The 14,839-nt window shown below is 62.2% G+C and carries 1 pseudogene; it reads left to right on the top strand.

Annotated elements, in window-relative coordinates:
- The first annotated feature begins 25 nt into the window (after window positions 1-25).
- Window positions 26-14,784, top strand: a pseudogene (locus KI242_RS00690) (retention module-containing protein).
- Window positions 14,785-14,839 lie beyond the last annotated feature (55 nt).

The following is a 14,839-nucleotide window of genomic DNA, read 5'->3' as shown; positions in this document are numbered from 1 at the left end:
TGAGCGGTACACCGGAGAGTCCCCAATGAGCAGTGTTGTTGCCATCGTCAAAAGCATTGTCGGCCAAGTTTTCGTGGTTTCCCCGGAAGGGATCCGACGCGTACTCATTGAAGGGGACCGCCTGTTCGTGGGTGACCAGGTAGACACCGGCCCGGCCGGGGCCGTCACCCTGGAGTTGACCGACGGGCGCACTCTGGACCTGGGGCGTGACACCCAGTGGAGCGGTGCCGCACCGGACTCCAGCACGGACCTGGCACAGGCCACCGCTCAGGCCGCCCCTTCGGTGGCAGAACTGCAGCAGGCCATCGCCGCCGGCGCCGACCCGACCACCGACCTGGAAGCCACCGCCGCCGGCCCGACCGCCGCGGGGAATGGCGGCGCGGCCGGTGGTGGCCACAGTTTTGTGCAGTTGGAAGAGACTGCGGGCCGGGTCGACCCGACCATCGGTTTCCCCACCGCTGGCCTGGGGCTGGCCAATTCGACCCAGGACAACACCTTTGGCGGCCTGACCAACAATGGCGGCCTGGGCAATGGCAACGGCAATGGCAGCGGGAGTGACTCCCTGCGCCCGGCCACCCTGACCCTGGGCGCCACCCCAACCATTACCGAAGCCGGTGGCACCCTGGTGTACACCGCGACCCTGACCCAGGCGCCACTTACCGACCTGACTGTGACCCTGTCCAATGGCGCGGTCATCGTCATCAGCGCCGGCCAGACCACTGGCAGCGTGCAGGTGCCCCTGGCGCCCCAGGACAACGTCTATATCGACCCGGGCCAGATCAGCGTCAGCGTGACCGGCACCACCGGCGGTGGCGGCCTGCTGGTAACGGTCAACCCGACCCCGGCGGTCACCCAGGTCACCGACACCATCGACACCACCACCGTCAGCCTGACCGCTGATGCCAGCGTTACCGAGGGCGGGCAGATCACCTACACCGTCACCCTCACCAACCCGGCACAGACTCCGGTGACCATCACCCTGTCCAACGGCTCGGTGATCACTATCGAAGCGGGCAAGTCCAGTGGCTCGATCGACGTCCCGGCGCCAGCCAATGACGTCTACAAGAACGGCGACACCATCGAAGTCGGTATCACCAAGGCTGAAGGCGGCAACTTCGAGAACCTGCAACCCAGCCCAGACAAAGCGGTCACCACCGTGACCGACAGCATCGACGACACCGGCCTGAGCCTGTCGGCCACCGATACCGTGGCCGAGGGTGGCTCCATCGTCTACACCGCCACTCTGACCAACCCTGCTGGCACCCCGGTCACCGTGACCCTGAGCAACGGCGCGGTAATCACCATCGCTGCCGGTGCCACTTCCGGTACTGCCACCGTCGCCGCCCCTGCCGATGATGTCTATAAAGACGCGGGCAAGGTTGAAGTCACCATCACCAAGGCCGATGGCGGCAATTTCGAAAACCTGGTCACCGACCCGGCTCCGGCAGTTACCGACGTCACAGACACTATCGATACTTCGACCGTCAGTCTGACCGCAACACCAAGCGTGGCTGAGGGTGGCATTGTTGTTTACACCGCGTCGGTGACAGCGCCAGTGACCGGTTCGCCGGTCGTCGTCACTCTGTCCAACGGCCAGACCATCACTATTCCGGTTGGCGAAAGCCAGGGCTCGGTAAACTTCACCGCACCCAACGATGCGTTGGCTGGCGGCAGCTCCCTGAGTACCACCATCACTAAGGCCGACGGCGGCAACTACGAGAAGCTGGAGGTCAGCGACAAGCCAGCCGAGACTTCGGTTACCGATACCCCGGACACCACCACTCTGAGCCTGAGCGCGACCGAGTCCGTGGCTGAAGGCGGTTCCATCGTCTACACCGCCACCCTGACTAATGCCGCAGGTACTCCGGTCACCGTGACCCTCTCCAACGGCGCAGTGATCACCATCGCTGCCGGTGCTACCTCAGGCACAGCGACCGTCGCCGCGCCAGCTGATGACGTCTACAAGGACGCCGGCAAGGTCGAGGCAACGATCACCAAAGCCGAGGGTGGCAACTTCGAGAACCTGGAGACCAACCCGACTCCAGCCGTCACCGATGTCACTGACACCATCGATACCAGCACTGTTTCGCTGACAGCTACCCCTAATGTCGCCGAAGGCGGCACTGTGGTTTACACCGCGTCGGTCACCGCCCCCGTGACTGGTTCCCCGGTCGTAGTGACTCTGTCTAATGGCCAGACCATCACCATTCCAGTGGGCGAGTCGTCCGCCAGCGTCAACTTCACCGCGCCAAACGATGCGTTGGCGGGCGGTAGCTCCCTGAGCACCACCATCACCAAGGCGGATGGCGGTAACTACGAGAAGCTGGAAATCAGCGACAAGCCGGCTGAAACCTCGGTCACCGATACTCCTGACACTACAACTCTGAGCCTCTCGGCTACTGAGTCCGTGGCCGAAGGCGGCTCCATCGTCTACACCGCCACATTGACCAATGCAGCTGGCACTCCGGTCACTGTGACCCTGAGCAATGGCGCGGTAATCACCATCGCCGCCGGTGCCACTTCCGGTACTGCCACCGTCGCCGCTCCGGCTGACGATGTGTACAAAGACGCCGGTAAAGTCGAAGCCACCATTACCAAGGCCGAAGGCGGTAACTTCGAGAATCTGGAGACCAATCCAGCCCCGGCGGTGACTGATGTCACTGACACGATCGATACGTCGACTGTCAGTCTGACCGCAACACCAAGCGTGGCTGAGGGTGGCATTGTTGTTTACACCGCGTCGGTGACCGCGCCAGTAACCGGCTCGCCGGTCGTGGTCACTCTGTCCAACGGACAGATCATCACCATTCCGGTGGGCGAGTCGTCCGCCAGCGTCAACTTCACCGCGCCAAACGACGCTCTGGCTGGGGGCAGTTCGCTCAGCACGACCATTACCAAAGCCGACGGTGGCAACTACGAAAAACTGGAAGTCAGCGACAAGCCGGCTGAAACCTCGGTAACTGACACACCAGACACTACAACCCTGAGCCTCTCGGCTACTGAGTCTGTAGCTGAAGGCGGTTCGATCATCTACACCGCCACATTGACCAATGCCGCTGGTACTCCAGTCACCGTGACCCTGAGCAACGGCGCAGTGATCACCATCGCTGCCGGTGCTACCTCGGGTACCGCGACCGTCGCCGCGCCAGCTGATGATGTCTACAAAGACGCTGGTAAAGTCGAAGCCACCATCACTAAAGCCGAAGGCGGTAACTTCGAGAACCTGGAGACCAATCCAGCCCCGGCAGTCACCGACGTCACAGACACGATCGATACGTCGACGGTCAGTCTGACCGCAACACCAAGCGTGGCTGAGGGTGGCATTGTTGTTTACACCGCGTCGGTCACTGCTCCGGTAACCGGCTCGCCAGTGGTGGTGACCCTGTCCAACGGACAGACCATCACCATTCCAGTGGGTGAATCGTCCGGCAGCGTGAACTTCACCGCACCCAACGATGCGTTGGCGGGCGGTAGCTCCCTGAGCACCACCATCACTAAGGCCGACGGCGGCAACTACGAAAAACTGGAAGTCAGCGACAAGCCCGCTGAAACCTCCGTCACCGATACCCCGGACACCACCACTCTGAGCCTGAGCGCTACCGAGTCCGTGGCCGAAGGCGGTTCGATTGTCTACACCGCCACTCTGACCAACGCAGCCGGCACCCCAGTAACCGTGACTCTGTCCAACGGCGCAGTGATCACCATTGCTGCCGGTGCTACCTCGGGCACAGCGACCGTCGCAGCCCCTGCCGATGACGTCTACAAAGACGCTGGTAAAGTCGAAGCCACCATCGCTAAAGCCGAAGGCGGTAACTTCGAGAATCTGGAGACCAATCCGACTCCAGCCGTCACCGATGTCACTGACACCATCGATACCAGCACTGTTTCGCTGACAGCTACCCCTAATGTCGCCGAAGGCGGCACTGTGGTGTACACCGCCTCCGTGACTGCACCAGTAACCGGCTCGCCGGTCGTAGTGACCCTGTCCAACGGTCAGACCATCACCATCCCGGTGGGTGAGTCGTCTGCCAGCGTGAACTTCACCGCGCCAAACGATGCCCTCGCTGGCGGCAGCTCCCTGAGCACCACCATCACCAAGGCGGATGGTGGTAACTACGAGAAATTGGAAATCAGCGATAAGCCCGCTGAAACCTCGGTAACTGACACACCAGACACTACCACCCTGAGCCTCTCGGCTACTGAGTCCGTGGCCGAAGGCGGTTCGATTGTCTACACCGCCACATTGACCAATGCTGCCGGTACTCCGGTCACCGTGACCTTGAGTAACGGTGCCGTGATCACTATTGCTGCCGGTGCCACCACGGGTACCACCACCGTGGCCGCACCTGCCGATGACGTCTACAAGGACGCCGGTAAAGTCGAAGCCACTATTACCAAGGCCGAAGGCGGCAACTTCGAGAACCTGGAGACCAATCCAGCGCCAGCGGTGACTGATGTCACTGACACCATCGACACTTCGACTGTCAGTCTGACTGCAACACCAAGCGTCGCCGAAGGCGGCACTGTGGTGTACACCGCCTCCGTGACTGCGCCAGTGACCGGTTCGCCGGTAGTCGTCACTCTGTCCAACGGCCAGACCATCACCATCCCGGTGGGTGAGTCGTCCGCCAGCGTCAACTTCACCGCACCCAACGATGCCCTCGCTGGCGGCAGCTCCCTGAGCACTACCATCACCAAGGCGGATGGCGGTAACTACGAGAAGTTGGAAATCAGCGACAAGCCAGCCGAGACTTCGGTTACCGATACCCCTGACACCACCACTCTGAGCCTGAGCGCTACCGAGTCCGTGGCCGAAGGTGGTTCGATTGTCTACACCGCCACATTGACCAATGCTGCCGGTACTCCGGTCACCGTGACCTTGAGTAACGGTGCCGTGATCACTATTGCTGCCGGTGCCACCACGGGTACCACCACCGTGGCCGCACCTGCCGATGACGTCTACAAGGACGCCGGTAAAGTCGAAGCCACTATTACCAAGGCCGAAGGCGGCAACTTCGAGAACCTGGAGACCAATCCAGCGCCAGCGGTGACTGATGTCACTGACACCATCGACACTTCGACTGTCAGTCTGACTGCAACACCAAGCGTCGCCGAAGGCGGCACTGTGGTGTACACCGCCTCCGTGACTGCGCCAGTGACCGGTTCGCCGGTAGTCGTCACTCTGTCCAACGGCCAGACCATCACCATTCCAGTAGGCGAAAGCCAGGGCTCGGTGAACTTCACCGCACCCAACGATGCGTTGGCTGGTGGTAGTTCCCTGAGCACCACCATCACCAAGGCGGACGGCGGTAACTACGAGAAGCTGGAGGTCAGCGACAAGCCCGCTGAAACCTCGGTAACTGACACACCAGACACTACCACCCTGAGCCTTTCGGCTACTGAGTCCGTGGCCGAAGGCGGTTCGATTGTCTACACCGCCACTCTGACCAACGCAGCCGGCACCCCAGTAACCGTGACTCTGTCCAACGGCGCAGTGATCACCATTGCTGCCGGTGCTACCTCGGGCACAGCGACCGTCGCAGCCCCTGCCGATGACGTCTACAAAGACGCCGGCAAGGTCGAAGCCACTATTACCAAAGCCGAGGGTGGCAACTTCGAGAACCTGGAGACCAACCCGGCTCCAGCCGTCACCGATGTTACCGATACCATCGATACTTCGACGGTCAGCCTGACCGCAACACCAAGCGTGGCTGAGGGTGGCATTGTTGTTTACACCGCGTCGGTGACAGCGCCAGTAACCGGCTCGCCGGTCGTGGTGACTCTGTCCAACGGTCAGACCATCACCATTCCAGTGGGTGAGTCGTCCGCCAGCGTCAACTTCACCGCGCCAAACGACGCTCTGGCTGGGGGCAGTTCGCTCAGCACGACCATTACCAAAGCCGACGGTGGCAACTACGAAAAACTGGAAGTCAGCGACAAGCCGGCTGAAACCTCGGTCACCGATACTCCTGACACTACAACTCTGAGCCTCTCGGCTACTGAGTCCGTGGCCGAAGGCGGCTCCATCGTCTACACCGCCACATTGACCAATGCAGCTGGCACTCCGGTCACTGTGACCCTGAGCAATGGCGCGGTAATCACCATCGCCGCCGGTGCCACTTCCGGTACTGCCACCGTCGCCGCTCCGGCTGACGATGTGTACAAAGACGCCGGTAAAGTCGAAGCCACCATTACCAAGGCCGAAGGCGGTAACTTCGAGAACCTGGAGACCAATCCAGCCCCGGCGGTGACTGATGTCACTGACACGATCGATACGTCGACTGTCAGTCTGACCGCAACTCCAAGCGTGGCTGAGGGTGGCATTGTTGTTTACACCGCGTCGGTGACCGCGCCAGTAACCGGCTCGCCGGTCGTGGTCACTCTGTCCAACGGACAGATCATCACCATTCCGGTGGGCGAGTCGTCCGCCAGCGTCAACTTCACCGCGCCAAACGACGCTCTGGCTGGGGGCAGTTCGCTCAGCACGACCATTACCAAAGCCGACGGTGGCAACTACGAAAAACTGGAAGTCAGCGACAAGCCCGCTGAAACCTCCGTCACCGATACCCCGGACACCACCACTCTGAGCCTCTCGGCTACTGAGTCCGTGGCCGAGGGCGGTTCCATCGTCTACACCGCCACATTGACCAATGCCGCTGGTACTCCGGTCACTGTGACCCTGAGCAACGGCGCGGTAATCACCATCGCCGCAGGCGCTACTTCCGGTACTGCCACCGTTGCCGCTCCGGCTGACGACGTGTACAAAGACGCCGGTAAAGTCGAAGCCACCATTACCAAGGCCGAAGGCGGCAACTTCGAGAACCTGGAGACCAACCCGACTCCAGCCGTCACCGATGTTACCGATACCATCGATACGTCGACCGTCAGCCTGACCGCAACTCCAAGCGTGGCTGAGGGTGGCATTGTTGTTTACACCGCGTCGGTGACAGCGCCAGTAACCGGCTCGCCGGTCGTAGTGACCCTATCCAACGGTCAGACCATCACCATTCCGGTGGGTGAGTCGTCCGCCAGCGTGAACTTCACCGCGCCAAACGATGCCCTCGCTGGCGGTAGCTCCCTGAGCACCACCATTACCAAGGCGGATGGCGGTAATTACGAGAAGCTAGAGGTCAGCGACAAGCCCGCTGAAACCTCCGTCACCGATACCCCGGACACTACAACCCTGAGCCTCTCGGCTACTGAGTCTGTGGCTGAAGGTGGTTCGATCATCTACACCGCAACCCTGACCAACGCTGCCGGTACTCCGGTCACCGTGACCTTGAGTAACGGTGCCGTGATCACTATTGCTGCCGGTGCCACTTCGGGCACGGCAACTGTCGCCGCGCCAGCCGATGACGTCTACAAGGACGCCGGCAAGGTCGAGGCAACGATCACCAAAGCCGAGGGTGGCAACTTCGAGCACCTGGAGACAAATCCAGCGCCAGCGGTGACTGATGTCACTGACACGATCGACACGTCGACTGTCAGTCTGACCGCTACACCAAGCGTGGCTGAGGGTGGCATTGTTGTTTACACCGCGTCGGTGACAGCGCCAGTGACCGGTTCGCCGGTAGTCGTCACTCTGTCCAACGGCCAGACCATCACCATCCCGGTGGGTGAGTCGTCTGGCAGCGTGAATTTCACCGCACCAAACGATGCGTTGGCGGGCGGCAGTTCGCTCAGCACGACCATTACCAAAGCCGACGGTGGTAACTACGAGAAGCTGGAAATCAGCGACAAGCCGGCTGAAACCAGCGTGACCGATACCCCGGACACCACTACCCTGAGCCTGAGCGCTACCGAGTCCGTGGCCGAGGGCGGTTCCATCGTCTACACCGCAACCCTGACCAACGCTGCCGGTACTCCGGTCACCGTGACCTTGAGTAACGGTGCCGTAATCACGATTGCTGCCGGTGCCACTTCGGGCACGGCAACTGTCGCCGCGCCAGCTGATGACGTCTACAAAGACGCCGGCAAGGTCGAAGCGACTATTACCAAGGCCGAAGGCGGCAACTTCGAGCACCTGGAAACCAATCCAGCTCCAGCAGTCACCGACGTTACTGACACCATCGACACCAGCACCGTTTCCCTGACTGCCACGCCGAGCGTGGCTGAGGGTGGCATTGTTGTTTACACCGCTTCGGTGACAGCACCAGTGACTGGCTCACCAGTGGTCGTCACTCTGTCTAACGGACAGACCATCACCATCCCGGTGGGTGAGTCGTCCGCCAGCGTGAACTTCACCGCGCCCAACGATGCTCTGGCTGGTGGCAGTTCGCTCAGCACCACCATTACCAAAGCCGACGGTGGTAACTACGAGAAGCTGGAGGTCAGCGACAAGCCGGCTGAAACCTCGGTAACTGACACACCAGACACGACCACCCTGAGCCTCTCGGCTACTGAGTCTGTGGCTGAAGGTGGTTTGATTGTCTACACCGCGACCCTGACCAATGCTGCGGGTACACCTGTTACTGTCACGCTCTCTAACGGCGCGGTGATCACCATCGCCGCTGGCGCTACTTCCGGTACTGCCACCGTCGCCGCTCCGGCTGACGACGTCTACAAAGACGCCGGCAAAGTCGAGGCAACGATTACCAAGGCTGAAGGTGGCAATTTCGAGCACCTGGAGACCAACCCGACTCCAGCTGTGACTGATGTCACTGACACCATCGACACCAGCACCGTTTCCCTGACTGCCACGCCGAGCGTGGCTGAGGGTGGCATTGTTGTTTACACCGCTTCGGTCACTGCTCCGGTAACCGGCTCGCCTGTGGTGGTGACTCTGTCTAACGGACAGACCATTACCATCCCAGTGGGCGAATCCTCCGGTAGCGTGAATTTCACCGCTCCAAACGATGCGTTGGCGGGCGGCAGCTCCCTGAGCACCACCATTACCAAGGCGGACGGCGGTAACTACGAGAAGCTGGAAGTTAGCGACAAGCCAGCCGAGACTTCGGTCACCGATACTCCGGACACCACCACTCTGAGCCTGAGTGCTACCGAGTCCGTGGCCGAAGGCGGCTCCATCGTTTACACCGCAACCCTGACCAATGCCGCTGGCACGCCAGTGACCGTGACCCTGAGCAACGGTGCAGTGATCACTATCGCTGCTGGTGCTACCTCGGGCACAGCGACCGTCGCCGCTCCGGCCGATGACGTCTACAAAGATGCGGGCAAGGTCGAAGCCACCATTACCAAGGCGGAGGGTGGCAATTTCGAGCACCTTGAGACCAATCCAGCGCCAGCCGTCACCGATGTGACCGACACCATCGACAACTCCACCGTATCGCTCAAGGCCACGCCTTCGGCGGCCGAAGGCGGCAATGTCACCTACACCGCTACCGTCACTGCGCCAGTGACCGGCTCGCCTGTAGTCGTGACCCTGGCCAATGGCGAGAAGATCACCATCCCGGTCGGCGAAACCACCGGTTCGGTGAGCATCAGCGCACCGAACGATGTGCTGGTCGGCCATACCCCGCTGACCAACTCCATCACCAATGTCAGCGGTGGTAACTACGAGAATCTGGTCGCCGACAAGACTCCGGTCAGCACCACCGTGACCGATACGGTCGACACCACCAGCGTCAGCCTGACTGCCACTGGCACCGTCGCTGAAGGTGGCCAGATCACCTACACCGCCACCCTGACCAACGCCGCCGGCACTCCGGTGACCGTGACTCTGAGCAACGGCGCGGTAATCACCATCGCCGCCGGCGCCACTACCGGCACCACCACCGTCGCGGCTCCAGCCGATGACGTGTACAAGGACGCCGGCAAGGTCGAAGCCACCATCACCAAGGCCGAGGGCGGCAATTTCGAGAAGCTGGTGCCGAACACCACGCCGGCCGTGACTGACGTTACCGATACCATCGACAACTCCACCGTGTCGCTCAAGGCCACGCCTTCGGCGGCCGAAGGTGGCAACGTCACCTACACCGCTACCGTCACTGCTCCAGTGACCGGCTCACCTGTAGTCGTGACCCTGGCCAATGGCGAGAAGATCACCATCCCGGTCGGCGAAACCACTGGTTCGGTAAGCATCAGTGCGCCTAACGATGTGCTGGTCGGCCATACCCCGCTGACCAACTCCATCACCAATGTCAGCGGCGGTAACTACGAGAACCTGATCGCCGACAAGACTCCGGTCAGCACCACCGTGACCGACACCGTCGACACCACCAGCGTCAGCCTGACTGCCACTGGCACCGTCGCTGAAGGCGGCCAGATCATCTACACCGCCACATTGACCAACGCCGCCGGCACTCCGGTGACCGTGACCCTGAGCAACGGCGCGGTAATCACCATCGCCGCCGGCGCCACTACCGGCACCACCACCGTCGCGGCTCCAGCCGATGACGTGTACAAGGACGCCGGCAAGGTCGAAGCCACCATCACCAAGGCCGAGGGCGGCAATTTCGAGAAGCTGGTGCCGAACACCACGCCGGCCGTGACTGACGTTACCGATACCATCGACAACTCCACCGTGTCGCTCAAGGCCACGCCTTCGGCGGCCGAAGGTGGCAACGTCACCTACACCGCTACCGTCACTGCTCCAGTGACCGGCTCACCTGTAGTCGTGACCCTGGCCAATGGCGAGAAGATCACCATCCCGGTCGGCGAAACCACTGGTTCGGTAAGCATCAGTGCGCCTAACGATGTGCTGGTCGGCCATACCCCGCTGACCAACTCCATCACCAATGTCAGCGGCGGTAACTACGAGAACCTGGTCGCCGACAAGACTCCGGTCAGCACCACCGTGACCGATACCGTCGACACCACCAGCGTCAGCCTGACTGCCACTGGCACCGTCGCTGAGGGCGGCCAGATCACCTACACCGCCACACTGACCAACGCCGCCGGTACTCCGGTGACCGTGACCCTGTCCAACGGTTCGGTGATCCATATCGAGGCCGGAAAAACCACCGGGACGGTCACCGTTGCGGCGCCGGCAGACGACGTCTACATCGACGCAGGCAAGGTCAACGCCACCATCACCAACGCCACTGGCGGCAACTTCGAGAAGCTGGTCACGGACACCACGCCAGCGGTGACCAACGTCACCGATACACTGGACACCACTTCGGTGGGTATCAGCGGCAGCGCCTCGGTCACCGAAGGCCAGACCGCCAGCTACACCGTGAGCCTGACTCACCCGGCGCAGACCGAAGTCACCCTGAAGATCAGCTACAGCGGCACCGCCACCGACGGTTCGGACTTCAGCGGCGTGTACACCGTGAAGATCCCGGCCGGCGCCAGCAGCGCCACCTTCAACGTCGCCACCATTGACGACAAGATCACCGAAGGCACCGAGAATTTCACGGTCAAGATCGACTCGGCCACTGGCGGCAACTTCGAGAACCTGGTGGTGGGCAGCAACAACAGCGTCACTACCTCGATCATCGATAACGACGCTCCGCCGGTCATCGACCTGGATGCCAACAACTCCAGCGGTGCTACCGGGGCCGACTACAAGGTCACCTTCACCGAAGGCACCACAGGCCCCGGCGTGTCGATCGCCGACACCGACCTGAGCATCACCGACCCGGACAGCACCCTGCTCACCGGCGCCACCATCGTGCTGACCAACCGCCAGCCGGGGGACTCGCTGAACCTGGGCAACAGCGTCAACGGCATCACCATCAATGCCAACAGCAAGGACGGTTCGATCACCCTGACCCTGTCGGGCAGCGCGACGCTGGCCGACTACATGCAGCAGATCAAGAACATCACCTTCACCAACAACAGTGAAGACCCGAGCACCACGCCACGGACCATCACCGTGACCGTGACCGACGGCGGCAACTACTCCAACGTCGCCACTACCACGGTCAACGTGGTGGCGGTGAACGACGCCCCAACTGCCACTGGCGGCGCCGTGACCGGCAACGAAGACACCCCGCTGGCACTGACCTGGTCGAACTTCGGCGTCAGCGACGTCGACAGCCCGGCGTCCAGCCTCGGCGTGAAGATCACCCAACTGCCCAGCGACGGCAAACTGCAATACCTGGACGGTTCGACCTGGAAGGATGTGGCCAACAACCAGACCTTCAGCAAGGCCGATATCGATGCCGGAAAACTGCGCTTCACACCGGACGCCAACGAATCCGGAACCAATGGCTACGGCGGCAACGGCGTGGGCAACCAGCAGGCCGATTACGCCCAGATCAAGTTCCAGCCAACCGACGGCCAGGCCCTGGGCAACACCGGCACGGTGACCGTCGACATCACCCCGGTAGCCGATGCACCGACCCTGAGCGTGGCCGGCAACAGCGTGAATTCGGTGGGCCTGCTCAAGGAAGTCTGGACCAACCTCAGCGGCCTTGGCACCGACGGCAGCGGCGCTTCCGCCAGCACTCTGAAATCGGTGATCGACGCTGCCGGCACACCCAACAGCAGCAGCCTGGCGACCAACGTCCAGTCCGACGGCAACATCACGCCGGGCACCGCGTCGAAGACCTCAGGCCTGATCTACCTGGAAGCAGGCAAGGCCTATACCTTCTCCGGCACCGGCGACGACAGCCTGCTGGTGACCATCGGCGGCAAGAACGTGGCCAGCACCACCTGGGGCGCGGGCGGTAACCTCAACGGTACTTTCACCCCGACCACCAGCGGCTACTACACCATCGATATCTACCACCACAACCAGAGCGGCCCGGGCTCCTACGACGTCAACCTCTCGGTCAACGGCGGGGCTGCGGTGGACCTGAGCAACGCCGGCGTGCCGCTGTACACCGGCGTCACCGACCTGACCAACGCCGGAGTCTCGGTGTCCGACCTGCACGGCACCAACGGCGAAGGCTACTACGACGGCTACAAGCTCAACGAGGGCGGCGAAGGCGGCAGCGTGCATCTGTCGAAGATCACCACCGGCCTGACCGATACCGACGGCTCGGAAACCCTCAGCGTGAAGATCAGCGGCATTCCGGCAGGCTCGGTGCTCAGCGATGGCGCCGGGCACACCTTCACCGCCACCGCGACTTCCGGTGAAGCCAACGTCACCGGCTGGAACCTGGGCAACCTGACGGTCACGCCGCCGCCGTACTACAACGGCACCTTCAACCTGAACGTGACCTCGACCTCCACCGAGTCCCTGGGCGGCTCTGCCAGCACTTCGGCGCAGATCCCGGTCAAGGTCTACCCGGCGGTCTACAACTCGGTGGTCGCCACCTCCGGCGACGACACCGTTACCGGCACCGATGGCAACGACATCGTGGTTGCCGACATCGGCGGCCTGACCGTGGTCCCGGGCACCAACTACAACATCGCCTTCATGGTGGACAGCTCGGGCAGCATGAGCAGCGCCTCGATCACCGCGGCCAAGAACTCCCTGACCTCGGTGTTCAATACCCTGAAGAACAGCATCGGCGGCAGCAGCTCGGGGACGGTGAACATCTTCCTCGCCGACTTCGATACCCAGGTCAACAAGTCGGTGTCGGTTAACCTCAACGACCCGACCGCCCTGGCCCAGCTCAAGGCGGTGCTGGACTCGATGACGTCCGGCGGCGGTACCAACTACGAAGACGTGTTCAAGGCCACGGCCAACTTCTTCCAGAGCAGCCAGGCCACCGGCAACAGCAACGCCACCAACCTGACCTACTTCATCACCGACGGTAAGCCGACCTACTACCAGAGCGGCGAGCAGACCAACCCGACGCTGTACGGCAACGTGCGCCTCGACGATGTGGTGACCACCAGCAACTACAAGCTGGGGGATACCTTCGGCAAGTACCTCGACAACTCTCACTACCTGAGCGTCGCCAGCGACGGCACGACAATCCTGCAGACCAACAATGGCTGGGGCTGGAGCAGCAAGACCCTGGGCACCCTGCACGCCCAGGGCGACGGTACCTACGAGCTGTCGAACCTGGCCGGCTCCGGCAGCAGCACCGACTACTACACCACCACCAACTCCAACAGCGGCTTTGCCCTGCTCAGCGGCCTGTCGAACGTCGAAGCCATCGGCATCAACAGTGGTGTCAGCCTCAACGACCTCAAGCCTTACGACAGCGACGGCAAGCCGCAGACCAACATCGACCCGAACGACCTGGCCAACTCGATCATCGGCCACACCGAAGCGACCATGCCGGGGGCCGACAAGGTCAGCGGCGGCGACGGCAACGACATCCTGTTCGGCGACCTGGTGAGCTTCAACGGCGTCGCAGGCGAGGGCTACCAGGCCATGCAGGCCTATGTGGCCAAGCAGACCGGGGTCGACGTGAGCAAGGTCACCACCAGCAACGTGCACCAGTACATCACCGAGCACTACACCGAGTTCGATGTGTCTGGCAGCCACGACGGCAACGACACTCTGCTGGGCGGTGCCGGCAATGACATTCTCTTCGGCCAGGGCGGCAACGACCTGCTGGACGGCGGCAAGGGCAATGACATCCTGCTGGGGGGACCGGCAACGACACCCTGATCGGTGGCCAGGGCAACGATATCCTGATCGGCGGTTCGGGTGCCGACACCTTCGTCTGGAAGGCCGGCGACACCGGCAACGACGTGATCAAGGACTTCAAGGCCAGCGAAGGCGACCGCATCGACCTGCGTGACTTGCTGCAGGGCGAGAGCGCCAGCACCATCGACAACTTCCTCAAGATCACCACCGTGGACGGGGTCTCGACCCTGCAGGTCAGCTCCGAGGGCAAGCTCAACGCCGCCGGGGGCCTGGCCAACGCCGACGTGACGATCAAGCTGGAAGGCAACAACTGGTCCAACGCCAACATCAATTCGTTGATCGCCGGCAGCGACCCGACCATCAAGATCGATCACAACAACAGCTGACCGGTCCCTAGCGGCCACCCCCGGGGTGGTCGCCGGGCCCCGGCAGGCAGCCCGC

Source organism: Pseudomonas sp. Eqa60 (genome assembly GCF_018326405.1).
Taxonomy (GTDB): domain Bacteria; phylum Pseudomonadota; class Gammaproteobacteria; order Pseudomonadales; family Pseudomonadaceae; genus Aquipseudomonas; species Aquipseudomonas protegens.
The sequence above is the reverse complement of the archived record's forward strand: the minus strand, read 5'-3'. Positions and strand labels throughout refer to the sequence as shown.